This window comes from Pauljensenia sp. 20925_1_34, from assembly GCF_041432775.1.
In the GTDB taxonomy this organism is placed as follows: Bacteria; Actinomycetota; Actinomycetes; order Actinomycetales; family Actinomycetaceae; genus Pauljensenia.
In genome coordinates this window covers 1-24669 of the sequence record NZ_JAPWAG010000001.1, presented here as the reverse complement: position 1 = coordinate 24669, position 24669 = coordinate 1, and the positions used below count along the sequence as shown (strand labels likewise).

Genomic DNA, 24669 nt, shown 5'->3' with positions numbered 1-24669 from the left:
CGTTGTGGGCGAATCAACCCGGCCGATGACCCGTCCTGTTGGCCCACCTTGCAGCAATTGCGGGCACAATGGGTGGTGCATATAACCATTCCATCTCGGTATTGTGAGGATTGTACCCATGTCAGATAGCCCGATCCCGTCTGGATCGGCGCGCCCCGCGCGCGCCCTCGACATCATCTCGGTCGCGTTCGTCGCGTTGCTGCTTATTTCCAATATCGCCGCGACGAAGGCGTTCATGGTGGGATCATCCACCCACTATTTGATTTTCGATGGGGGCGCGATTCTCTTCCCTCTGACCTACATCATCGGTGACGTGCTCTCAGAGGTGTACGGTTTTGCCCGCGCGCGGCGGGTCATCATCATGGGCTTCGTGGCCTCGTTCCTGGCCTCGCTCACCTTCTTCATCGTCCAGTACCTGCCGCCGGCCCCCGACTACGAGAACCAGGAGGCCTTTGCGGCGGTTCTGGGCGTCGTGTGGCGCGCGGTTGTCGCCTCGCTCGCGGGTTACCTGGCCGGCCAGCTCCTCAATTCCTACGTGCTCGTGTGGATCCGCAAGAAGTGGGGCTCGAAGCACCTGTGGGCGCGCCTGATCGGCTCGACGATCGTCGGCGAAGCCGCGGACACGGTCCTGTTCTGCACGATCCTGTTCTACGGCGAGATGTCGATGGGCAATTTCATCAACTACCTGGTGACCGGCTACTTCTACAAGGTTCTCCTCGAAGTTGTCCTCCTGCCCCTGACTTACCCCGTGATCGCTGCCATCCGCCGCAGCGAGGGTCTGGCGAAAGACGGGGTGTTTGGTCAATGAACGCTCACTGGCTCGGCGCCCCCGCCCCCGAACAGGTCGCGCCTTTCCCAGCCACGGCCTCGTCGGGAACCCACTGCCCCGACCGCGGGTTCGAGGTCGGCACTCGCCTGGGCGTCGAGCGTGGGCTTGGGCGCACGGGCGTCATTCACACGGCGCACGGCATTATCCGCACTCCCGCCTTCATTCCCGTGGGCACGAAGGCAAACGTCAAGGCCCTCACCCCTGAGATGGTCCGGGCCCTGGGAGCCCAGGCGGTCCTGGCCAACGCCTACCACCTCTACCTCCAGCCCGGCTCCGACATCGTCGACGAGGCGGGTGGCTTCGCCTCCTTCATGAACTGGTCGGGGCCCACCTACACGGATTCGGGCGGCTTCCAGGTGCTCTCCCTGGGCGCGGGCTTCAAGAAGGTCCTCTCCCAGGAGTTTTCCGGCAAGGCGGACCCGAATGACCCGGCCGTGCAGATGCAGGCGATCAAGGCCTCCAACGCGGTGGTCGATAACGATGGCGTCGTGTTCTCCAGCCACATCGACGGCACGAAGCACCGCTTCAACCCCGAGGTGTCGATGGGGATCCAGCATCAGCTGGGCGCCGACATCATGTTCGCCTTCGACGAGCTCACCTCCCTGCTGCACCCGCGCGACTACCAGATCGAGTCTCTCGAGCGCACGCACGCGTGGGCTCGGCGCTGCCTCGCCGAACATCGCAGGCTCACCTCCGAGCGCGCGGGCAAGCCCTACCAGCAGCTGTGGGGCGTCATCCAGGGCGCACAGTGGGAGGATCTGCGCCGCGAGGCTGCCCGCACGATGGCCGACATGGAGGTCGGCGGCCAGCGCTTCGATGGCTTCGGCGTGGGCGGGGCCCTGGAGAAGGAGAACCTGGGCACGATCGTGTCCTGGGTGTGCGAGGAACTGGGCGAGGACCGCCCTCGCCACCTGCTCGGGATCTCCGAGCCCGAGGATCTTTTCGCCGGCGTCGCGGCGGGCGCCGACACCTTCGACTGCGTCAACCCCTCGCGCGTGGCGCGCAACGCGGCGATCTATTCGCCCGACGGGCGCTTCAACATTACGAACGCGCGCTTCAAGCGTGATTTCACGCCGCTCGTGCAGGGCTGCGAGTGCTACACCTGCACCCACTACACGCGCGCCTACATTCATCACCTGTTTAAGGCCAAGGAGATCCTGTCTTCCACGCTGGCTACCATTCACAACGAGTGGTTCACGCTGCGCCTGGTCGACGGTATTCGCGCCTCCATCGAGGACGGACGCTTCGAGGAGTTCCGTTCCGATATGCTCGGTCGATATCAGGCCGGGCGCCGCCCCTGAGTACAAGGAGTATCGATGAGCTTCAACGACAACATTCACCTGGATCCTTCGCGCGTGCGCACCTCTGGCGCAGGCCGCAAGATCGTGGGTGCCGGCGGCGGCTCGTTCCTGGGTATCCTACTAATCCTGGGCTTCTCGTATCTCACCGGCATTGACCTGACGAGCCTGATCTCGTCCTCGGCCCCCTCCACGTCCTCGTCCTCGTCGTCGGTGGACGTCTCGACGTGCCAGACTGGCGCGGACGCGAACGAGCGCGTCGAGTGCCGCATGGTCGCCACCGCACAGTCGCTGGATGAGGTGTGGAAGACCCAGCTCGCCGATCAGGGCACAGGCGTTGCCTACAAGCTTCCCGATTTCCAGATCTTCTCGGACAGTGTGTCAACCGCGTGCGGATCGGCGACCAGCGCCGTTGGCCCCTTCTACTGCCCGGGCGATTCGACCGTCTACCTCGACCTCGGTTTCTTCAACGACATGGTGACGCAGTACGGCGCATCCGATTCGGTGCTCGCCCAGGAATACGTGGTCGCCCACGAGTGGGGCCACCACATCCAGAACCTGCAGGGCGTGTTCCGCACCTACAACACGCGCGAGACCGGCTCTCAGGGCGCTGGCGTGCGTTCGGAGCTTCAGGCCGACTGCTACGCGGGCGTGTGGATGCACTGGGCCTCGACCACCCCCGATCCGACGACGGGCACGCCCTACCTCCAGACCCCGACGGCTGACCAGATCATGGGCGCGCTGCAGACGGCCGAGGCGATTGGCGATGACCGTCTCCAGTCGAAGTACCAGGGGACGACCAACCCCGAATCCTGGACGCACGGCAGCGCGCAGCAGCGCGCGACGTGGCTGCAGAAGGGGCTGGACTCCGGCGACATTGCGACGTGCGACACCTGGAGCACCCCTCACGTATGAGTGGGATTGTGTCCCTCGGTACACTAGTCGAGGCCGATGACAGGAGGTTGCCATGACACGTAGCATCACCGACCAGGCACACGACTTCTACGACGCAGTGCCCTACGAGGTGCCCACGCCGGACACCTCGCTGTACGCACTCCTCGACACCGCCGCCCGCCTCTACCCCGATCGCGTCGCCCTGGACTACTTCGGGGCAACCACCACCTACGCGCAGGTGCGCGATCAGGTGCTGCGCGCCGCGCGCGTCTTGCACGAGGCCGGGGTTGGGCCCGGGGACACGGTGGCCATTTCGCTGCCGAACTGCCCGCAGGCTTTCGTTGCCTTTTACGCGTGCATGCGCATCGGCGCGGTGGCCGCCCAGCACAACCCGCTGGCCCCGGCCGCAGAGGTTGCGGGTCAGCTGGAGCGCCACGGCGGGCGCGTGGCGATCGTGTGGGAAAAGTGCGTGGATGCTTTCCCCCTTGACCGTCTCGACACGGTCTTCACGGTGGACATCTCCCGCACCATGCCAGCCTCCCAGCGTTTCTTGCTCAGCCTGCCCGCCCCGCGCGCACGCGACATGCGCGCCCAGCTGCGCGGCCCCGTGCCCGCGGGCGCCGTCTCCTGGGACCGGGCCACGGCCTCGTCCCGCGCCATCGACGCCGAGCACCCGCTGCCCTCCCCCGACGATCGCGCCGTCATCTTGCACACCTCGGGCACTAACGGCGTTCCCAAGTCAGCGCCGCTGACCCACCGCAACATCGGCGTCAACGTCAACCAGTGCTTGTTCTGGGTGTGGAAGCTGCACGAGGGTGCCGAAACCTTCTTCTCGCTCCTGCCCTACTTCCACGCCTTCGGCCTGACGTTCTTCCTGTGCGCGGCCGTGCGCAAGGCTGCCACCCAGGTGCTGCTGCCCAAGTTCGATGCGCAGATGGCCCTCGACGCGCACGCGCGCCGACCCGTGACCTTCTTCGTGGGTGTCCCGCCCATGTTCGAGCGCATCTTGGCCCGCGCGAAAGAGACGGGCGCGGATCTGTCCTCCATCCGATACTCGGTCGCCGGCGCGATGCCGCTGTCGACGACGCTCGCGCGCGAGTGGGAGGAAGCCACCGGTGGCATGATCGTCGAAGGCTACGGCCTGTCCGAAACCTCGCCCGTCCTGACGGGTGCTCCCCTGTCCGCCAAGCGCCGCCACGGCGTGCTCGGCGTGCCTTTCCCCTCCACGCAGCTGCGACTCGTCTCCCTGGAGGACGACACGCAGGACGTCGAGGACGGCCAGCCCGGCGAGATCATCGTGCGCGGGCCACAGGTCTTCGGCGGGTACCTCAACGCGCCCGAGGAAACCGCGCACGTCTTCACCTCCGAGGGCTGGTTCAAGACCGGCGACATCGGCGTTAACCGCGATGGGTTCATCTCGATGGCCGATCGGAAGAAGGAGCTGATCCTATCGGGCGGCTTCAACGTCTATCCCTCCCAGGTCGAGGAGGCGATCCGCTCCCTGCCCGGCGTCGCGGATGTCGCCGTCGTGGGCGTGCCTGTGGCTGACGCCACCGAAGAGGTCACCGCTGCAATCATCCTGGAAGAGGGGGCCCAGCGCCTCACCCTGGAGCAGGTGCGCAACTGGGCCGAAAAGTCCATCGCCCACTACGCCCTGCCCCGCCAGATCGTGTTCATCGCCGAGCTACCCCGCAACCAGATGGGCAAGATCCTGCGCCGCAAGGTCACCCAGGTCGTGCGCGAGAAGCTCGGGCGCTGAGTGAGCGTCAACGGCCCAAACGCCTCGTCAGTTCATCGACCGCTGCCTTCGTCTGGTTAATCGCCTCACTGAGAGGAATTCGTAACCGCAGGCGTTCACGCTGCGTGGTTGCGTGCCGCTTCCACTGGGCACGCAGTTGATCCTGCCTGCTCTGGCACTCAAGCAAGCGCTCAATCAACTCCACCACATCCGAGCTCCGACACACAACCGGATCCGGATAGAAGCCAACAAGACGAGCAATACGAGCCAAGCGGATTCGCGCCATGATGTCCTCGGTCAGGTGAGTCAGCGAGCGCTGATCAAGAGCATCGAAAGCCAGCGCGGACAGGAACGCCTTCCCGTGCTCCGTGCGCCGCCACAAAGCGATGCTGCTGTCCACTTCCATGCTGTCGACGTTCAACCCCGTCGCGCGCTTTCGGCGCGACGTCAGAGCTGCCGACAGACAGACGTCGCCGCGGGTGTTCTCCTGGATCAGGAGTGATGGATGCGGAAAACAGCCGTGCACAAGAGCGGCAGTCGACTCGAATGCGCGCGTCTTGCCGAGGGAGGCCCGCACGAACAACACCGCATCGATACGACGATCCATCGCAGCTGTCGCGGGGATACGAGTTGTGCTCTCCTGCGCGACTCCCAGGAGAGTCAGCCCCTCGATCTTGCGCAGACCCTCGCGCTGCGTGCGTGTCAGGTCCGCCTCACGCAGCAGCACATGTGTGGGAATCGTGCGCTCGAAGCGACGTACGCAGGGTGGCAGGGCTAGTGTCGATGCCCAGTCGATGGAGCTCACAGGAGCACCACAAAGCTCACTAGGGAGAAGTCCGCCTCTGACAAGGCTCCCTGGGCAATCGCTCCCGGTGTGAACAGCGATTCCAGGGTCGCTTCTTCTCCCTGCCTGATTGCCGCTGCGACAGCCCGAGTCAGCAGCGCCGAGTACTCGCTCATGTCCTCACCATCACGTGTGGCTCGATTGAAGTGCGCACACAGTGAGGCCAGTGGCTCATGGTGTCCCTCGCACAGTTGCCTGAGCAGGTCCAGGGAACGCGTTGGGTGGGACAGTATCGGTGCGTCCGTCGCGTCCCACGGCACGTAAACCAGAGACAGCGGCTCGGTTGCTCGGCTAGTACCATCGGTGCCTTCACGGCGTTCAAGGCAGAAAATCACTCCCGGGCTCATCTGACCGCGCAGGTCATCCGGGATCGACACGACCGCATGCAAACCCGTCGCCGCGCCTTCCAGTGTGCCCGGGTTTGCGTTCATGTAGCGCTCCAACTCGATTCGGAAATCATCCAACGCGAAATCCGTGATCGACATTCCTCGCCGCATGTCTTCGAGGTCGAGGGTCTCACTGCGCAGCGTGCGCAACTGATCCGAGCGATACTCCAGGTCGTTCATGTCCTCCGAGGGGGTGAGCAGATTCTCCTCACCGGACGCACTCGCATCGCCCAGTGCCATGCGTGACTTCACACGCGACTCAAGCTTGATGTAGGACTCCAGGTCGACGTCCGGCCAGAAGGTCACCATCTGAATGTGCTTGTTCGTCGAACCCAGGCGGTCGACGCGGCCGAAGCGCTGCACGATGCGCACCGGGTTCCAGTGCACGTCGTAATTGATCACGCAATCGCAGTCCTGGAGGTTCTGCCCCTCCGAAATGCAATCCGTTGCAAAGACAATATCGATCTCGCCCTCACGGTCCGCGAGAGCATTGGTTTCCTTCGAACGTGGCGAGAAACGGCCGAGGATATCCTCGAAGCCACCTCGCGCCCGCCGCTTCCCAGCGACGCGGTTGCGGGTGCCCGTCACCTGGGCGCACGTCAGGCCATGGGTCCGGAGCAGATCCGCTGCCAACTGGTCGTACAGGTAGGTCGTGGTGTCAGCGAAGGCGCTGAAAATGAGTATTTTTCTGTTACCCGGATTGATCTGTCCAGCTCCGGTCTTCTCCGCGATCAGCGTCCTCAACTCGCCGAGCTTGGCATCCCGATCGGGGGTCACCGCGCGGGCGTAACCGATGAGCTCGTCGAGGATCTCGATGTCGCGTGACAGGTCCGCGGACAAAGCCTCGCGATCAACGTCGCGCAGGTCGACGCGCACCTGCGCCCCGACCTCGAACATCTCAGCATCCCGATCATCGAGGCCGTCCTCGAGCCCCTCGATTCCGTAACCCACCGCTACGGAACCGAGGGACCCACGGGTATTGCGCGCCTCAAGCGCCGCGAGTCGATCCAGGATGTCGGCGCAGGAACTACGCACGCGGCCCAGCGTCGAACGGAAGGCGCTCACGGAGGACTCCATGCGTTTGAGGAGGTTGACACGCATCAGCACGGCAACCGCGTTTGTCCGGTGCAATTCACTGCCGAAGTCGTTGCCGAAGCCCTCGCGGTAGTCGGCCTCGTAAGTCGGCCGAGCGTCCTCGCGCACATAGGACAGAAGCTGATACTGGGCGAACGTCAGGTCGCTGATCATGTCGTAGAGCGCCCCGATAGGAGGCAGCTCGCCGCGTACGTCGATGGGCACCTGGACGTTGCGTGGAGTGAGGCGGGTGGGGAATGTCCCCGTCTGCGTGCCGTAGTATTTCGCTATGTGCTTTCGGCTACGCGCAATTGTCAGCGCATCGAGAAGCCGGAAATAGTCAGCGTTAACGTACTCGGCGAAGCTCTGGGTCGTGTGACGTCCATGCGCCTGCGAACTCCACAGATTGAAGCGTTTTTGTGCCAGCCGCATCACCGAGTCAATGGACGTGATGCCGTCGGTCTTCTCGAGGTAGTCATCGCGCCCCTCCGTGATGAGCTCGATTTGGTTACGCAGGTCGGTGAGGCGATTGTTGATCGGGGTCGCCGACAGCATGAGCACCTTCGTGCGTCCGTTGGCCCGGATCACCTCGTTCATCAGGCGCGTGTAGCGATTCGTGCTCGCCCCGGTCGCGCTCCTGTTGCGGAAGTTGTGGCTCTCGTCGATGACCACCAGATCGAATGTCCCCCACTGCAGGTGTTCCAGGTCGGTGTCCCCGCTCTTCCCACGGCGGCGCGACAGGTCCGTGTGGTTCAACACCTTGTAGGCGAATCGGTCCTTAGCCAGGGGATTACGTTCATCGCTCGCCTGCGTCCATAGCGTCCAGTTCTCACGCAGGCGCTTGGGGCACAGTACCAGAACGTTCTTGTTGAGCTGCTGGTAGTACTTGATGACGGCGAGTGCTTCGAACGTCTTGCCCAGGCCGACGCTGTCGGCGATGATGCAGCCGTTGTACTTTTCCAACTTACGGATCGCCCCAATGACGGCGTCCTTCTGGAAATCATAGAGCTTGCCCCAGATCACCGACTCGAAAAAGCCGGTGTCTTCACGCGGGTTGTGGTCCTGGTTCTCCTGGAGGAAACGCCGGAAGATGTGGTAAAGGGTCAGGAAATAGATGAACTCCGGGGCATTGTCTGTGTGCAGCGCCTCGACCTTCGAAGCGACCTGCTCGGTGACGTCGCAGGTCTTAGCGTCGTCGGCCCACACGGACTCAAATTGCGCCATGAGGAATTCGACCTGCGCCTTGGCCTCATCCCCCGCACGATGGGTGATCATCGTCAGCGTGTCCGGGCGGCGTTCAACTCCCAGTCCCTCCAGGGTGAAGGTGGCGCCCTGTCCCCAAAACAAATGGGGACTCACAGCGGAATCCTCGACGATGTAACTGGGCGTCAACTGAAGCATGTGCTCGCGCTGCACGGAGCGCAGCGTGACCTTCTCCCTCAGCCAGGATGCACACGCCCGCGCGAGAGCGCGCTGGTTGAGCTTGTTGTGCAACGACAGTTCCAGGGCCGAGTCAGCGAGCGCTCGTTCTCTCTCACCCTGCGCACGTTGCGCGATATCAGACTCCGGCGCCCCCGCGACCCGTCCCATGTCTTGAATAAACGTCGGTTCACTGAACAGAAAACGCACGGAGTCGAGGCGTTCAAGCTCCTCGCGCAGCTCTCCAAAAGCAAAGAGGCTGAAGTGCGCGCTGATAATCGACAGTTTCGCCTCGTCGTCAAGATTGGCACGCAGGGAGTCTCCCAGGCGTTTGCCCTCGGTGTTGTCGAGAATCTCCATGGGCCTTACCCCTCTCCTTCATGCCGTGACTCACATTAGGTTACCGGAACATCATGAGGAACGGGACACGCGACACTGGAGCCGCTCGCAGAAGAGAACGGGAGGCGCGGGACCAGTGACCACCGGTTACATACGAGTGTCCCCGGTGCCTACGGGCACCGGGGACAGGAAACAAAGCAAACGCTTAGATGTTGAAGCCGATCGCGCGCAGCTGCTCGCGGCCGTCCGGCGTGATGCGGTCGGGGCCCCACGGCGGCATCCACACCCAGTTGATCTGCACGTCATCGGTGACACCCGAGAGGATCGTCTGGGCCTGGCGCTCGATCACGTCGGTCAGCGGGCACGCAGCCGAGGTCAGCGTCATGTCAAGACGCACCTGGTTCTCAGTACCGATAACGACGCCGTACACAAGGCCCAGGTCGACGATGTTGATGCCCAGTTCGGGATCGATGACGTCCTTGAGGGCCTCCAGCACGTTGTCTGCCGACAGGGTGCCCTGTTCGATGACGTCGGTGCCGTCAATCTGGCGGGTGGCAGCGGCGCCTTCCACGGCCTCGTTCGAAGCGGGGACGGCGAAACGCTGCTCGACGGGCTCAGACTGAGCCATCGGGTTGCTCATAACTGTTCCTTTACTGCTCGGCGGGCTCGCCCGCGGTGGAAATATCGATACCGGACTTGGCCATCGCGTCGCGCAGGGCGTACCAGCCCAACAGCGCGCACTTGACGCGGTTGGCGAATTGCGACGTGGACTCCAGGGCGGCCGCGTCTCCCAGCTCGTCGAGGATCTCATCGTCGACGCCCAGGTTGCGCGAATGCATCATGACTTCCATATCGCGGTACAGGCGGCCGATCTCCTCGGCCGACTTACCCGCGGTCAGGTCGGTCATCATGGACAGCGAGGCGCGCGAAATCGAGCAGCCGTCGCCGTCCCACGCCAGGGTGGCCAGCGTGTCGCCGTCGAGCGTGACGCCCAGGGTGACCTCGTCGCCGCAGGTCGGGTTGACCTGATGCGAGGAAGCCTCCAGGCCCGAGGGGTCTCCCTCCCCGTGCTTTTCGCGCGCGTGATCCAGGATCACCTGCTGATACAACTGGTCAAGACTGCCCATAGCTACCTTTCCGAACGGTTCCGACGACTCCGCACAATTCTAGCGGCCGAAGAAGGTTCGCACCTTCGACAGGCCATCCACCAGACGCTCAATCTCTTCGGGAGTCGTTGTGGGCGCCACCGACGCACGGGCAGAGGAACGAACCTGGAAGAAGGTATGCAACGGGATCGCGCAGTGGTGTCCGACGCGCACAGCGACGTCCACCGAGTCCATGAACTGGCCGACGTCGTGGGGGTGTACCCCGTCGACGGCGAAGGCCACGACGCCGATGCGATCCACGTCCGTGTCGGGGCCGAGGACTGTGATGCCTTCGATCGACGAGATGCCCTCGAGCATCATGCGCGTGAGCGCATGCTCGTGGGCCTCGACGCGGGCCATGTCGAGCCCCGCCATATAGTCCACGGCGCGGGCCCACGCGGCGATCTGCGCGACGGGCTGGGAACCGGCCTCGAAGCGCTCGGGGGGAGCCATGAAGGTCGAGCTCTCCATCGTCACCCACTCAATCATTGAACCGCCCGTCAGGACGGGGGGCATGGCTTCGAGCAGGGCCCTCCTCCCCCACAGCGCGCCCGCGCCCGTGGGGCCGAGCATCTTGTGCGACGAAAAGACCGCGAAGTCCACGTCGAGGGCGGACAGGTCGAGGGGCATGTGGGCGCTGGACTGGCAGGTGTCCAGCAGGATGAGCGCGCCGACGGAGCGCGCCGCCGCGGTGATCGCGGCGACCGGGGAGACGGCACCCGTCACGTTTGAGACGTGCGTGAAGGCCACGAGGCGCGTGTTCGGCGTGATGACCGAGAGGGTCTCCAAGTCGATGCGGCCGTCCGGGGTCAGGTCGAGCCAGGCCAGCTCGGCACCCGTGCGCTCGCACAGCTGCTGCCAGGGCACGATGTTCGCGTGGTGCTCGGCTCGGGTGCACACGATGCGGTCGCCCGGGCCCACGCGCAGAGCGGCCGACTCGGAGCCTCCCATCCCCTGCGATGCGTGTCCCATGGACAGGGCGACCAGGTTGATGGCCTCGGTCGCGTTCTTCGTCCACACGATCTCAGTCGGGGACACGCCCACGAACGAGGCCAGGGTGCCCCTCGCGCTCTCGAAGGCGTCGGTCGCCTCGTCGCCCAGCAGGTGCGTGCCACGGTGGACCGCGCCGTTGGAACGCCGGTAGAAGTCGGCCTCAGCATCGATGACACTGGCCGGCTTTTGGGAGGTCGCTGACGCGTCAAGGTAGGCAATGGGCGCGCCGCCACGCCCGACGCGACTCAAAATCGGGAAGTCCGATCGGATCGCGTCGAGCTCGGCGGCGGTGAAATCCATAGGCACGGGTATCAGAGGCCCAGGTACTTGTCGTAGCCGTTCTCTTCGAGCTCGTCGGCCAGCTCGGGGCCGCCCTGAGCGGCGACGCGGCCATCAACGAACACGTGAACGTGGCTGGGCTTGATGTAGCGCAGGATGCGGGTGTAGTGCGTGATCAGCATGACGCCGCAGCCGGTCTCGCCGTGGACGCGGTTGACGCCCTCGGACACGATGCGCAGCGCGTCGACGTCGAGGCCGGAGTCGGTCTCGTCGAGGACGGCGAAGGAGGGCTTGAGGAGCTCCATCTGGAGGATCTCCAGGCGCTTCTTCTCACCACCGGAGAAACCGACGTTGACGTCGCGCTCAGCGAAGTCGGGATCCATGCGCAGGTTCTCCATGGAGCTCTTCATCTCCTTGACCCACGTGCGCAGGGCGGGGGCCTGGCCGTCAATCGCGGTCTTGGCGGTGCGCAGGAAGTTGGAGACGGACACGCCCGCGACCTCGACGGGGTACTGCATGGCCAGGAAGAGGCCAGCCTTGGCGCGCTCGTCGACGCTCATCTCGGTGATGAGCTGGTCGTCGAGCCACGCCTCGCCCGAGGTGATCTCGTAGTCGGGGTGACCGGCCAGGGCGTAGGCCATGGTGGACTTACCGGAGCCGTTGGGGCCCATGATGGCGTGGATTTCGCCGGAGTTGATGGTGAGGTTCACGCCCTTGAGGATCTCCTTGGGGCCCTCGGCGGTCTCGACGGAGACGTGCAGGTCCTTAATGCGCAGAGTCGACATGTGTATTCCTTAAAGCTCAGTTGTTACGGGACTTGGCCAGCTCGGCCTCGACGGTTGCCATGAGGTGGTCGACCACCTCGGGGACGCCAATCTGGTTGATCAGCTCGGCGAAGAAGCCGCGCACGACGAGGCGACGGGCCTCGGCCTCGGGAACGCCGCGGCTCATCAGGTAGAAGAGCTGCTCGTCGTCGAAGCGGCCGGTCGCGGAGGCGTGGCCCGCGCCCTCGATTTCGCCGTTCTCGATCTCGAGGTTGGGCACGGAGTCGGCCTTGGCGCCCTCGGTCAGCACGAGGTTGCGGTTCAGCTCGTAGGTGTCCGTGCCGTCTGCGGCCTCGCGGATCAGGCAGTCGCCGATCCACACCGAGTGCGCGTCCTTGCCCTGCAGGGCGCCCTTGTAGGTGACGCGCGAGAAGCACTTGGGCTGGGAGTGGTCCACGAAGACGCGGTGCTCGAGGTGCTGGCCGCCGTCCACGAAGTAGATGCCCAGCATGTTCAGCTCGGCGCCCGGGCCACGGAAGTCCGTGTCGGCGCACAGGCGCACGAGGTCGCCGCCGAAGGTGACGACGATGTGGGTGAGCTTGGAGTCGCGGCCCAGGGCCAGTCGCTGGTTGGAGGCGTGCAGGGTGGTGTCATCCCACTCCTGTAGCGACACGACGGTCAGGTTGGAGCTGTCGCCAGCCTCGACCTCGACGGTCTGGTTGAGGGCGGACTGAGCCGAGCCCGTGTGCGACAGGATGACGGTGGCCTTGGAGAAGGCGGCCGCACGGATCACGATGTGCTGGGCGCGGGTGCCCTCAACCTCGGAGACGTTGATGCGCACGGGTGCATCCAGCTCGACCTCGGCGGGGATCTCGACGATCGTGGCCTGCTCGAAGCCGTTCCAGGCGACGACTGCGGTGCGGTCGCCGGGAGCCAGGACGGTGCCCAGGCGCTTGTCGTCGCGGGCAACGGTCTCGACGGTGACCGGGGCGGGTGCCTCGACGGTGACGGGAGCGTCGCCCGCGTCGTAGTTGGCGGGCTCGAACAGGCGCTCGATGCGACGCATCGGGGTGAAGCGCCAGTCCTCTTCGCGACCGCGGGGAACCGCGATGTCGGTCAGGTCGAAGGAGGTCGGACGGTCCGCGCGCGAGGGGTGGGCCTTCTCGGCGTCGGCCCCGTGCGAGTGGGCCTTGTTCATGGTCTCGACAATAGTGTTGGGGGTCGTCATCAGCCGACGGATCCTTCCATCTGCAGTTCAATGAGGCGGTTGAGCTCGAGGGCGTACTCCATCGGCAGCTCCTTGGCGATCGGCTCGACGAAGCCGCGCACGATCGTGGCCATGGCCTCGTTCTCGTCCAGGCCGCGGCTCATGAGGTAGAAGAGCTGGTCGGCGCTCACCTTGGTGACGGTGGCCTCGTGACCCATTTCGACGTCATCGGTGCGCACGTCGACGTAGGGGTAGGTGTCGGTACGCGAGATCTTGTCCACCAGCAGGGCGTCGCACAGTACGTTCGACTTGGAGTGGCGGGCACGCGCGTTGACCTGCACGAGGCCACGGTAGGAGGTGCGGCCGCCGCCGCGCGAGACGGACTTGGACACGATCGAGGACGAGGTGTGGGGCGCCATGTGCACCATCTTGGCTCCCGTGTCCTGCTGCTGGCCGGGGCCGGCGAAGCCGATGGACAGGGTCTCGCCGCGGGCGTGCTCGCCCATGAGGAAGCAGGCGGGGTACTTCATGGTGATCGCGGCACCCATGTTGCCGTCGACCCACTCCATGGTGCCACCCTCTTCGACGATCGCGCGCTGGGTCACGAGGTTGAGCACGTTCGTCGACCAGTTCTGGATCGTCGTGTAGCGAACGCGCGCGTCCTTCTTCACGAAGATCTCAATGACGCCGGAGTGCAGCGAGTTCTCGTCGTAGATGGGGGCGGTGCAGCCCTCGACGTAGTGAACGTAAGAACCCTCGTCGGCAATGATGAGCGTGCGCTCGAACTGTCCCATGGCCGAGGTGTTGATGCGGAAGTACGCCTGCAGCGGGATCGTCACATGAACGCCCTTGGGGACGTAGACGAAGGAACCGCCCGACCACGCGGCCGTGTTCAGCGCCGAGAACTTGTTGTCGCCGGCCGGCACACACTTGCCGAAGTATTCCTCGAAGATTTCGGGGTACTCACGCAGGCCGGTGTCGGTGTCCGTGAAGATGACGCCCTGGCGCTCCAGGTCTTCCTGGATCTGCTGGTAGACGACCTCGGACTCGTACTGGGCGGCGACGCCGGAGACCAGGCGGGCCTTCTCGGCTTCGGGGATACCCAGGCGATCGTAGGTGTCACGGATTTCCTCGGGCAGGTCCTCCCAGTCGTTGACCTGTCGATCCGTGGGGCGCACGTAGTACTTGAACGCGTCAAAGTCCACGTGAGACAGATCCGGGCCCCACGCCGGCATCGGCTTGCGCTCGAACAGCTCGAGGGCCTTGAGGCGACGCTCCCGCATCCACTGCGGTTCGTCCTTCACGTCCGAGATAAAACGGACAATTTCTTCGTTAATGCCGGTGGGGACGTCCTTGGAGTAGTCGTCGGAATCGTGCCAACCGTATTCATAACCGCCGATGGACTCGATGATCTCGTCATCGGTCATACGACGGTCCTCAGCGCCCGAGGCGGGTGCCTGCGTCATAGTTGTGTCAACCTCTCGTTCCTAATCGTGTGCTACTTGCGTCGCACATTCCTCGCACCCGGGCGAATGATCGGCATGCCCACCGGGATGTGGGTGGTGCATACGTGTCCGCCGCCCGCAAGCGTGGAAAGTCTCTGAACGTGCACGTCGAGGAGTTTGCCAAAGGCAATCGTCTCGGCGTCGCACAGTTGGGGGAAATCCCCCGCCACGTTCTGGATCGGGCAGTGCCCTTGGCACAGCTGAACAGCCAGCGTGCCTCCCCCGATGTCGCGGACGGTCGCGGCGTATCCGTCCTGCGTGAGCGCGTCTGCCAGCGCTTGGGCACGAACCCTGGGATCCGATCCCGCGTCGCGCACGATGGGCGCGTAGCGGCGCTCAATCTCGCGCGAGCGCGCGGCTGCGAAGGATTCGACGGCCTCTTCTCCCCCAACTTGCCCCAGGTATCCTAGCGCCTTGGAGGCCAGGTCGGAGTATCCGTCGGCGAGATGAATGTGGGCGCGCTCGGTGGCCACGTAGTGACGCGCGGGGCGTCCGCGTCCCCGCTTGGAGGGTGCGCCGGGCTCGTGCTCGGCGATCTCCTTCGACTCCAGCAGGAGCGTGATGTGGCGGCGTACCGCGGCCGTCGTCAGGCCCAGGACCTTGGCGATAGCCGAGGCCGTGACCGGTCCCTTTTCAACGATGAGATCGAGCACCTGCTGACGGGTTGTGGCGTCTACTTCTTCAGCCACCTGTCCTCCGCTCCGACACGCATCTCGCGCGCTCCAATCCGTGCTTTTCTCTGGAAAGAAGTCTACGCTAATTTGGATAAAGAGGCGTTGCGAAAAGCGTATCGGAGTGTTACACCACCCACATGTCGAGGGACTTACGGCCTATTATCGGGTAATCAGCGAAGCCAGGGAGCACCCGGCTCCCTCAGCCCCTCCCAGCCACGGCCTCGTGCCGCGTGTGCCGAGAGGATGCCGATGACCGTCGACGGGTTGTGCAGGCGCCCAGCGAACACCCAGTCCAGGGCGTCAGAGAGCGAGACCCACGCGTACTCCATCGTGGCTTCCTCATCCTCGCGCTCGAAGCTGGTCTCCGTGGTCTCCAGGTCACGCGCGAGGAAGACGCGCAGCGGCTCGGTCGAGCCGCCCGGAGAGGTAAAGAAGTCGACGAGCACGTCCCAGCGCGCCGCCTTCAGGTCGGCTTCCTCGGCGAGTTCGCGCTCGGCTGCCACGCGTGAATCCTCGCCGGGAATGTCCAGCAGGCCGGCGGGAATCTCCCACAGGGAGGCGTTCACCGGGTGGCGGTACTGACGCAGGAGCAGGATCTCCTCGGCACCCTCCTCGCCGCGCATGGCGACGACGGCCACGGCGCCCGGGTGGCGCGTGTACTGACGGACGACAGGTTCCTCGCCCTCGACGACCACGACGTGATCCTCCACCATGTCCACGATCCGGCCGCTCCACGCAGTCGTGGACTCAGTCACCGTGTGGGGCGTGTGGCGGTCTTCGATCGACGAGATCTGGTCGGCGGAGAGGAAACGCATCGAAAGTCTCATTCCTTGTGGTCGTTACGTGATGGGTCGACGTCGCGCGCTCGGCGGACTTGTCACCTCTGCGAGGCACCGGGCGTATCGTACCCGGGACGGACCTCAGTATAGTGTCACACCCGAGGTCGTGGCTGGCTTGCGGGTATGGGCGAGCCCCGGCGACCTGGGAGATCGCAGGGGCTCGTGCCGGAGGTGTCAGGTTTACTTGACGGTCGGGATGACGGACTGCGCGCCCGTGCCCACGCCGTAGGCGCGAGCGCCGGTGGCCTTGTGGGACAGGGCCAGTGCCGTGTCGACGGCCGCCAGGGTCGTTCCGACCGAGTCGACGGTCGTGACGGCGGTGCCGGAGGTACGGATCTGGGCGATCATCGTGTCGCGGCCCGAGCCGTCACCGACGACCACGCCGGAGGTGGTGCCCACTGCCAGAGCCAGTCCGGTCCACGCGTCGGCACTCGCCGGAGCGGACGAGGCCGTGGCGGTCGTCTGCGCGCGAGGACCGATCGCGACGATCGTGGTCGCCCCGCCGGCGGGGTCCTCGTCGATCATCATGAGCGGGGTGGATTTGTCGGTGAGAATCTGGCGCAGCAGGTCCGTCTCGGGACCCGTTTCGGTCAGCACCTGAATGATCGCGTGGCCCACGACGCCGTCGGCGCTTGCGCCCTTCGCGCCGCTCGAGGACAGGTGAGAGGACAGCGAGGTGGACAGTGTCGAGCGGTACTGGCTCATGGAGGTGGACTGCCAGTTGTCGGTCAGGCTGACACGGCCGACGACGGAGGCACCCGCGTCAGTCAGGGTCGAGCGAATGGCGGACACGTCGTCCTCGGAAGCACCCGGCAGGACGACCAGGGCGATCTTCGAGCCGGACAGCGAACCGGTGAGGGTCGAGGAGGCCAGGGCCTTCAGGCCCGCGGCCTCGGCGTCCGCCTGCGCGCTCAGCGCCGGGTCGGAACTCGCAGCCGAGGAGGAGGGATTCATGCCCGTGTTGATCGTGCGCTGCAGCGGGCCGGCGCCCAGGACGACGCCGACGGCCAGCGCGATGAAGATCCCGATGATCGAGACGACGTGGTAGCGGAAGTTAATCATTGGGCTCCTCCAGCAGCATGCGTGAGCGACGAGAACAAAGACGTGATCGGGTACAGCAGGTCATTACCCCACGGGGTGGACCACAGAGCCACTCCCATGAGAACGAGCGCGACGAGCGCGAGCATCACAAGGGTCCAGCCGCGCGGGCGGGGACGGAACGTGGCGGCAACTGCCGGGGCACCAATCAGACGCGAACCGCACGCCAGGCGAGAGAAGAACGCGGGTGCGACCAGGGACCGTCCAGCGTCAACCAACTCGGCCTCGCCGTAGGACACGCCTGCGGTGACGATGGCGCTTGCGTGCGAGTGTGCGGCGACGACCATGGCCGCGTCGAGCGAGGAGCCCGACATCGTGACGGACGAGTGAACGATGCCCATACGGTCCAGGCGCTGGGCACCGGGAGCCAGGCCATCGCCGCCGACGCGCACGATGAAGCAGCCAGCCTTGCGGATGGCTTTCTCGCTCATCAGTTCGGCGTCGCCGATGACTGCGTCGAGAGGCAGACGCGCCTTCAGGGCGACGTCCGCTCCCCCGTCCACGGCGACGACGTAGGGCGCGGCTTCGGCGCGCCAGCGGGCCAGCGCGCGCAGCTGCTTGGCGGCATCCGAGGCGTCCGTGACCAGCAGGATCGGCCGATCTGCCAGACCCGGCAGCTCCGGGACGCCCTCACCGCGCAGGACGGTCGGGCCGTCCTTGGCCAGGTAGTCCTCAATCGCGCCTTCGAAGCCGGCGAAAAGGGCGGCCGAGTCCGCGACCTCGATCTCCAGATCCTCGTCCTCGACGCGGTTGCCGGTGGCAATCAGGGTACCCTCGAGCAGGACCTTGCTGCCCGTGACCGTGACTTCCTGGCCTTCGCGCAGGGACATGACGTCCTGGCCCAGGTCGTCCACGAGAAGGATGTCGGCGTCGAGGATGAGCCGGGGACCCAGGGCGGCGACGCGTCCCGTCAGCGACGGCTGGGCGTTCAGTACCGCTGCTGGGCCTGCGGCCACCAGCGCTGCGGCACTGTCCCTGTCCAGGTCGGCGACGTTAATGACGGCGATGTCGCCGCTCTCCAGGCGCGTCGCGAGGTGCTTGGGTCGGTCGTCAATACGAACCCGCCCCGTGCGGGCGCTTGCTGTAGTTGAACGTGTGTCACTCATCCCTGCGATTGTGACACGGCGGAGGCCAGGACGCGCGAGGCGTGGCGGCGCGCCGCCTGCGAGTGCGGATCCCCACCCATCATGCGGGTGAGCTCAGCCTCGCGGTCGGTGCCCGTGACCTCGCGGACGTTCGTCGTGCCGTCGTTCTTTTCGATGACGAGGTGTTGGTCGCCAAAGGCCGCAACCTGCGCCAGGTGGGTCACGACGATGACCTGGCGGCTGTCTGCCAGGCGCTTGAGACGTGCGCCCACCTCCGTTGCCGTCTGGCCGCCGATGCCGGCGTCGATCTCATCGAAGATGAACGTCGACGAGGCCTCGGTGCGTCCCAGCATCAGCTCCAGAGCGAGCATGACGCGCGATAGCTCGCCGCCGGAGGCGCCCTGTCCGAGCGGGCGCGCGGGCGCGTGCGGGTGCGGCTGGAGGCGGAACACGACCGTTTCGCAACCGTGGGAGGTCGGCTTGGTGGACTCCAGGTCGATGTGAAGGGTTGCGTCAGGCATCGCCAGGGCGTGGATCTCCTCGTTGACGCCCTTGGCGAGCTCACGGGCCAGGCGTGTGCGCGCCTTCGTCAGGCGCGCACCGACGTCGAGGACGAGGCGCTGGGCCGCCGCGAGCTCGCGCTCAACGACCTCGGGGTCCGAGGCCGGGGCGCAGAGTTCCTCCAGGCGCGCGTGGGCCTGTGTGGCCCACACCAGCAGGGACTCGATGTCGGCCGCCCGGCCGCGCAGCGTGTCCTTGATGGCAGCCCTGCGCGCGTGAATCTGCGCGAGTCGCTCAGGGTCCGCATCCAGGCGAGACAGGTATGCGGACACGTCGTCGGCCAGCGCGTCCAGTTCGAGGGCCTGACTGCGCGCCCGCGCCGCGAACTCAGCCACGGCCTCGTCGAATCGCGCGGCGTCGTCGAGCTGAGCGTAGGCGCTGCGCGCGGCCTCGACCGCGCCCGAAAAGTCGCCGCGGTCGTCTCCCCTGAGGTAGCCCAGCGCCACGCCCATGAGCGCACGCAGGTCCTCCACGTTGGCGAGCCGGGACGCTTCGCGGATCAGGTCCTCTTCCTCGCCGACCTGGGGGTCCAGCGCCTTGATCTGTTCGAGGGCAGCGCGCAGGTCCTCGCGCTCCTCCTCGCGGTCGCTGGCGTCTCCGCGCAGCGAATCGAGGCGATGTTTGATCTCCACGGCGGCTCGAAAAGCCTCGCGATACTCCTGCACGAGCGAGGCATGCGTGGCGCCGCCGAACTGGTCGAGGGCGCGGCGTTGGGCGGCCTCCCCCGTCAGACGAATCTGGTCTGCCTGACCATGGATCGTCACCATCGAGCCGACGATCTCGGAGAGCGCGGAGGCGGGTACCGGGCGTGAACCCAGGTGCGCGCGAGACCGTCCGGCCGCACGCACCGAGCGCCCCACGATCAGCTCGCCGCCCTCGACGATGCCGCCAGCCTCCTCCACGCGGGCCGAAATCTGGTCGCCGACCGTGAAGATACCGTCGACCGAGAGGCGGTCGGCCCCGCTGCGTACAAGCGCCGCGTCCGCGCGCGCACCGAGGAGCAGCTGCAAGCTCGAGAGCACCATCGTCTTACCCGCGCCGGTCTCGCCGGTCACGACGATCAGGCCGGGGCCGAAGTCCACGTGCGCCGACGCAATCACGCCGAGGTTGGCGATATCGAGAGACTCAATCACCGCGGGCCATCCCTCCACCCGCGCACGGGAAGATTGAACTTGCGAACCAGACGCGCCGAGAAGGGAGTGTCATCGACGCGAACCAGCTGGACCGGCGAGGACCCCACGCGCGCGCGAACGATGCCACCCGCAGGCACAGTCATGCGGCGCAGGCCATCGCACCACATTTCGGGCGCCGTCCACATGTCGTCGAGCACGACGATCTCCACGCAGGCCGACGGCCCCACGACGAGCGGGCGCGTAAATAGGCCGTGCGCGGCCAGCGGGGCGACGACAATCGCCTCGGTATCGGGCCACACGACGGGGCCGCCCGCCGAGAACGAGTACGCCGTCGAGCCCGTGGGCGTCGACAGGATCATGCCGTCCGCACCGTAGGTCGACACTTCCTGGCCGTCCACCACGAGCGCGAAGTGCACCGGGTGGGCGACGTCCGTGTGCATAATGACGGCCTCATTGAGCGCCCAGTCCGAGGCCTTGGAACCGTCCGTGCGCTCCATCGTGACATCCAGCGTCATGCGCTGTTCCACCGTGAAGTCGCCCTGCGCGATCTTGCGCGCCAGGTCGCCCGTGCCCGTCGAGCCGAGCTCCGTCAGGAAGCCCATGTGCCCGGCGTTGACGCCGAGCAGGGGCACGCCCAGCGCACGCGCGCTCGAGGCGGCCACCAGAAAGGTGCCGTCGCCGCCGATCGACAACACCATGTCGATGCCGCCCGAGGACGCGTCCTCGACGACCTCAATGCCGTGTTCGGCCAACGCATGCGTCAGCGTCACAGCGCTGGTCACGGCGTTCGTTCGGTTGCGGTGACGCACCATGAGGACACGTGTCATGACTTCCTCCCTGCGGGGCCCTCGGCGACGGCGCGACGGATGTAGTCCGTCAGCTCATCCGCCTTGATCGGATCGGGGTACGCGCGACGCATGAACAGGAAATACTCGACGTTGCCGGAGGGGCCGGGCAGCGGCGACGCCGCGATGGCCGCGATGTCGAGACCCAGACCCATCGCGCATCGAGCAACGTTGTCGACAGTCTCAACGTGGTGCTCTGGGTTGCGCACCACTCCCCCGTGGCCCAGCCGCTCCTTCCCGATCTCAAACTGCGGCTTGACCATGAGCAGGAAGTCCGCGTCGGGGGCGGCCGCTCCCACCAGCGCGGGCAGGACGAGGGTGAGCGAAATGAAGGACATGTCGCCCACGACGAGGCCTGGGGCGGGCGCGACCGATGCAGGGTCCAGGGTGCGCACATTGGTACGATCATGGACCTCCACGCGGGGGTCCGACTGAAGCTTCCACGCAAGCTGGCCGTAGCCGACGTCGACGGCGACGACGGATGCCGCGCCCCGACGCAGCAGCACGTCGGTGAAGCCACCCGTGGATGCGCCGGCGTCCAGGCACCGGCGGCCTTCAATGAGGGGAGCCTTCTCGCCGAGGGCGTCCAGGGCGCCCGCGAGCTTGTGCGCGCCGCGCGAGACGTACTCGGGGTCGTCGGATTCTTCGACGACGATGGCTTGAGCGGGGTCCATCTGACGCGCGGGCTTGAGGACCACCTGGCCGTCGAGCTTGACGCGTCCCTCCTCGACCATCTGCGCGGCGGCCGAGCGCGACTTCGCCAGGCCTCGGCGCACCAACTCCGAATCAATCCGTCGCAGTTTCACGCGGTGTCCCTCTCCTGCTCACGCGCTCCGACGTGCCCGCGGGAACGTGCGCTCCCGCGGGCACGTCGGCTGACAGCGCCCGCCGCAGGTCGGCCTCGATGGCCTCGAGCGTCGAGATTTGCATCGTGGCGCCGAGTTCATCGAAGCCGACCAGGCGGGCGGCCGTCTGTTCACGAAGGGCCATCAGGCCTCGTCGTCCATGTCGGCCGTGGCCTCAAGCAGCGCCTCGAGTTCCTCCTCACCGGGCAGGAAGGCGGGGGTCTGCGCACTGGGCTCGGGCAGCTCATCGGCGGCCGCACCCTCGGAGTACTCCTCCTCGGAAGAGGCTTCCTCGACGACAGGCTCGGGCGCGACCACGATGCCGGCGGGGTCGTCGTTGTCGACGACGGTGATCTCGGGGCAGGTCACCGGGTTACCGGAGCCATCCGCCCACTCCCAGGCCGCCGCGGCGAGCGCGCGGTAGGAGTCGATGGAGATCGTGACATCGTCGGTAAGCTCAACCTCGTCGAGTGTGAGCACGCCGGCGCGCGTCACCTTGGCAACCTGCGACAGACCGCAGGTCCAGGTGCCGTCACGGTGATGCTTGGGAGCAGGGTGGGCCTCGAGCAGGCCGCGCATATCAATCGCCAGGTAGGCGGGACGCTGGCCTCGGGGAGCGCGCAGGACCGCGCGAGCCTGGTGGACGCCGGTCAGGACGTGCATCGCAGGCACGCCAGCTGCGACGGCGCCCATGATGTCGGTCTCGAGGCGGTCGCCCACAGCCATCGGGTTCTTCGCGCCGACGAGCTCGCTCGCGCGGCGGTAGATGCCAGGCTCGGGCTTGCCACCGGCGGTGGGACGCTTGCGGGTAGCGTGCTGGATCGCGCGCACCAGCGAACCGTTGCCCAGGGCCTGCCCGCGCTCGACAGGAAGCGTCGCGTCGAGGTTGGAGGCGTAGAAGGCTGCGCCGCGCTCGATCGCAAAGGCCCCCTCGGACAGGAGGGCCCAGTTGACCTCCTTATCGAGGCCCTGAACGACGGCGGCAGGCTCGTCGTCGGCGGAATCCACGAGCACGAAGCCTTGCTCCTCGAGGGCGAGGCGCAGGCCGGCGCCGCCGAGCACGAACACCTTGGCGCCTTCTTCGAGTTCCTCGGCCATGATCGCGGCGATGTCCATGGCCGACGTCATGACCATGTCGGGGGTCGCCTCGAAGTCCATACCGTTGAGCTTGTCGGCAACCTGCTGAGGGGTGCGCATCGCGTTGTTCGTGACGAACGCGGAGGTCATGCCCATCGTACGTGCCTCGATCACGGAGGCGGCCGCGTGCTCGATGCGCTCGTCGCCGGACCAGGCGGTGCCGTCCAGGTCAAGCAGCGCGCAGTCGAACTCCTCAGCCAGGGCGGTCTCGCAGCCGCGCAGCGGGGAGCGCTTGTTGTCAACGTCGGCGTCCTGGTACAGGGCGACGTCGATGATGTCGGTGTCCTCGACCTCGGCGGGCATCTCGGCGATGACGGCCTCGGCTTCCTCGGTGCGGCCCAGTTCGGTCAGGCGCTCGGCCTTGACCTCCATGAGGCGGCGGCGCAGCTCGTCGTCAGCCGAAGCCGGCAGCACGGCCAGCGCGTCGTCGACGATCACGAGGCCGACGTCGGACTGTCCCAGGTCGGCACGCGCGCCGGAGGAAACGAGCACGAGCTCAACCTGCTCGGCCAGCTCAAGGGACGAGGCATCGGTGGCGTCGATGATGTCGACGGCCTTGTCGGGGTGTCCCAGACCGCGCTCGGCATCGGCCTCGACGGCGCGCAGCGACTCGTCGCCGCGCATACGGCGCACGGCGCGAACCTCGCGCAGCGCCTCCTCATATCGGCCCGAGGCATACGCGGTCAGAGCAGCGGCCTCGCGGACAACGTCGACGCGGCCGGCGCGGCTCACGGCAGCCTGCGCATGCTGGTAGGCGGCCTCGGGGTCGAGGTCGATCAACTGGCCAGCCATCACGAGGTGGCGGGCGACGATGTCGCGGTTGGGACCGGACAACGTCATGAGTGCGCGCGCGGCATCGCCATCAAGCTCGGAGGCGCTCACGCCGGCAGGAATCGTCGGCTCATTCGCGTTGGGGGACACATACTCGTCGGTCGACGAGTAGTTCTGGTAGTTGGTGTCCTTGCGGCGGTCGTTGCCACGAGGGCCACGAGCATCACGCTCAAACCGGCCGCCGTCGCGGCGATCGTCGCGAGGGGCGCCGCGTCGGTCGTCTCGACGCTGGTAACCGCCGCGTCCGCGATCCTCGAAACCACCACGGCGATCATCACGACGCTGGAAACCACCACGATCATTGCGACGATCATCGCGACCACCGAAGTCGCGGCGTTCACCGTCACGACGCTGGAAGTCGCGCTCACCATCACGACGATCATCACGACGGAAACCACCACGGTCATCACGACGCTGGTAACCACCGCGTCCGCGATCCTCGAAACCACCACGACGATCATCACGACGCTGGAAACCACCACGATCATTGCGACGATCATCGCGACCACCGAAGTCGCGGCGATCACCGTCACGACGCTGGAAGTCGCGCTCACCACCACGGTCATCGCGACGCTGATAGCCACCGCGACGATCATCACGGTTCTCGAATCCACCGCGGCCGCGATCCTCGAAACCGCCACGGCGATCGTCACGGTTCTGGTAACCGCCGCGATCGTCACGGCGGTCGTTGCGATCGCGCCACTGAGGCTGACGCTTTGAGTAGTCACCACGGCCGAATCCGCCGCGTCCCTGAGTCTCTTCTGCCATGGTGCTAAACCTCTATTCCTGCGCGCGAGGGCGCTCTTGTCTGTGGTGCGCGTGCAGCGCGTTCAACCACCCAAGTCTAGACGACATTTCCACAGGTAGTGGGTGTATGGGTGTGAAACGAGAGGGACGGCACGCTTGT

Annotated in this window: 22 protein-coding genes; 5 read left to right on the top strand and 17 right to left on the bottom strand. The window is 66.0% G+C overall.

What is annotated here, in order from left to right:
* Positions 1–118: 118 nt before the first annotated feature.
* Genes O3669_RS00110 through O3669_RS00095 form a run of 4 tightly spaced genes read left to right on the top strand, consistent with a single transcriptional unit; the run spans position 119 to position 4780 of the window.
* Positions 119–808: a queuosine precursor transporter gene (locus O3669_RS00110; protein WP_371523158.1), complete on the top strand. Its 690-nt coding sequence runs from the start codon at positions 119–121 to the stop codon at positions 806–808.
* Complete coding sequence (tgt, locus tag O3669_RS00105; protein ID WP_371523156.1) at positions 805–2130, top strand: tRNA guanosine(34) transglycosylase Tgt; 1326 nt, start codon at positions 805–807, stop codon at positions 2128–2130. Before O3669_RS00110 ends, tgt begins: the two co-directional genes overlap by 4 nt.
* 15 nt (positions 2131–2145) lie before the next feature.
* Positions 2146–3042, top strand: a complete 897-nt coding sequence (locus O3669_RS00100; RefSeq protein WP_295917475.1) for a neutral zinc metallopeptidase — start codon at positions 2146–2148, stop codon at positions 3040–3042.
* Positions 3043–3094: 52 nt separating this feature from the next.
* A complete protein-coding gene (locus O3669_RS00095) occupies positions 3095–4780 on the top strand; it encodes an AMP-binding protein (RefSeq protein WP_371523155.1) in 1686 nt (561 codons plus the stop codon).
* Positions 4781–4787: 7 nt separating this feature from the next.
* Here O3669_RS00095 and O3669_RS00090 read toward each other — a convergent pair whose 3' ends face one another.
* The 17 genes from O3669_RS00090 to O3669_RS00010 form a co-directional block, all read right to left on the bottom strand.
* Entirely contained in the window at positions 4788–5564 is a 777-nt protein-coding gene (locus tag O3669_RS00090; protein ID WP_295917481.1) for a DUF4391 domain-containing protein, read from the bottom strand.
* Entirely contained in the window at positions 5561–8842 is a 3282-nt protein-coding gene (locus tag O3669_RS00085; protein ID WP_371523153.1) for a helicase-related protein, read from the bottom strand. The genes O3669_RS00090 and O3669_RS00085 overlap by 4 nt, the downstream gene beginning before the upstream one ends.
* A gap of 184 nt (positions 8843–9026) precedes the next feature.
* Complete coding sequence (locus O3669_RS00080) at positions 9027–9461, bottom strand: metal-sulfur cluster assembly factor (protein WP_371523152.1); 435 nt, start codon at positions 9459–9461, stop codon at positions 9027–9029.
* Positions 9462–9471: 10 nt separating this feature from the next.
* On the bottom strand, positions 9472–9948 hold the full coding sequence (sufU, locus tag O3669_RS00075) for a Fe-S cluster assembly sulfur transfer protein SufU (protein ID WP_295917491.1): 477 nt from the start codon (positions 9946–9948) through the stop codon (positions 9472–9474).
* Between the two features lie 39 nt (positions 9949–9987).
* Positions 9988–11265, bottom strand: a complete 1278-nt coding sequence (locus tag O3669_RS00070; RefSeq protein ID WP_371523151.1) for an aminotransferase class V-fold PLP-dependent enzyme — start codon at positions 11263–11265, stop codon at positions 9988–9990.
* A 5-nt stretch (positions 11266–11270) separates the two neighbouring features.
* Positions 11271–12023 (bottom strand): Fe-S cluster assembly ATPase SufC, encoded by a 753-nt coding sequence (gene sufC, locus O3669_RS00065; protein WP_295917497.1) that lies wholly within the window; start codon positions 12021–12023, stop codon positions 11271–11273.
* Between the two features lie 16 nt (positions 12024–12039).
* Complete coding sequence (gene sufD / locus O3669_RS00060) at positions 12040–13230, bottom strand: Fe-S cluster assembly protein SufD (protein ID WP_371523149.1); 1191 nt, start codon at positions 13228–13230, stop codon at positions 12040–12042.
* Entirely contained in the window at positions 13230–14675 is a 1446-nt protein-coding gene (gene sufB, locus O3669_RS00055) for a Fe-S cluster assembly protein SufB (RefSeq protein ID WP_295969605.1), read from the bottom strand. The genes sufD and sufB overlap by 1 nt, the downstream gene beginning before the upstream one ends.
* 32 nt (positions 14676–14707) lie before the next feature.
* Positions 14708–15403 carry a metalloregulator ArsR/SmtB family transcription factor gene (locus O3669_RS00050; protein ID WP_009649042.1) on the bottom strand — a complete coding sequence of 232 codons (696 nt, stop codon included), beginning with the start codon at positions 15401–15403 and terminating at the stop codon, positions 14708–14710.
* A gap of 155 nt (positions 15404–15558) precedes the next feature.
* Positions 15559–16203, bottom strand: a complete 645-nt coding sequence (locus O3669_RS00045) for an NUDIX domain-containing protein (protein ID WP_371523148.1) — start codon at positions 16201–16203, stop codon at positions 15559–15561.
* Positions 16204–16407: 204 nt separating this feature from the next.
* Positions 16408–17289, bottom strand: coding sequence for a copper transporter (locus tag O3669_RS00040; RefSeq protein ID WP_295917508.1), 882 nt, complete (start codon positions 17287–17289; stop codon positions 16408–16410).
* Positions 17286–18431: a putative cytokinetic ring protein SteA gene (steA, locus tag O3669_RS00035; RefSeq protein ID WP_295917511.1), complete on the bottom strand. Its 1146-nt coding sequence runs from the start codon at positions 18429–18431 to the stop codon at positions 17286–17288. The genes O3669_RS00040 and steA overlap by 4 nt, the downstream gene beginning before the upstream one ends.
* Positions 18428–20104 (bottom strand): DNA repair protein RecN, encoded by a 1677-nt coding sequence (gene recN / locus O3669_RS00030; RefSeq protein ID WP_295917513.1) that lies wholly within the window; start codon positions 20102–20104, stop codon positions 18428–18430. The genes steA and recN overlap by 4 nt, the downstream gene beginning before the upstream one ends.
* Positions 20101–20931: an NAD(+)/NADH kinase gene (locus O3669_RS00025; protein ID WP_295967723.1), complete on the bottom strand. Its 831-nt coding sequence runs from the start codon at positions 20929–20931 to the stop codon at positions 20101–20103. The genes recN and O3669_RS00025 overlap by 4 nt, the downstream gene beginning before the upstream one ends.
* Positions 20928–21755, bottom strand: coding sequence for a TlyA family RNA methyltransferase (locus tag O3669_RS00020; protein ID WP_314770058.1), 828 nt, complete (start codon positions 21753–21755; stop codon positions 20928–20930). The genes O3669_RS00025 and O3669_RS00020 overlap by 4 nt, the downstream gene beginning before the upstream one ends.
* Positions 21736–21939, bottom strand: a complete 204-nt coding sequence (locus O3669_RS00015; RefSeq protein WP_371523146.1) for a dUTP diphosphatase — start codon at positions 21937–21939, stop codon at positions 21736–21738. The genes O3669_RS00020 and O3669_RS00015 overlap by 20 nt, the downstream gene beginning before the upstream one ends.
* On the bottom strand, positions 21939–23723 hold the full coding sequence (locus tag O3669_RS00010) for an HAD-IIA family hydrolase (RefSeq protein ID WP_371523145.1): 1785 nt from the start codon (positions 23721–23723) through the stop codon (positions 21939–21941). The genes O3669_RS00015 and O3669_RS00010 overlap by 1 nt, the downstream gene beginning before the upstream one ends.
* On the opposite strand from O3669_RS00010, the gene O3669_RS00005 reads away from it, so the two are divergent.
* On the top strand, positions 23676–24482 hold the full coding sequence (locus tag O3669_RS00005; RefSeq protein ID WP_371523144.1) for a hypothetical protein: 807 nt from the start codon (positions 23676–23678) through the stop codon (positions 24480–24482). The genes O3669_RS00010 and O3669_RS00005 overlap by 48 nt on opposite strands.
* Positions 24483–24669: the final 187 nt, after the last annotated feature.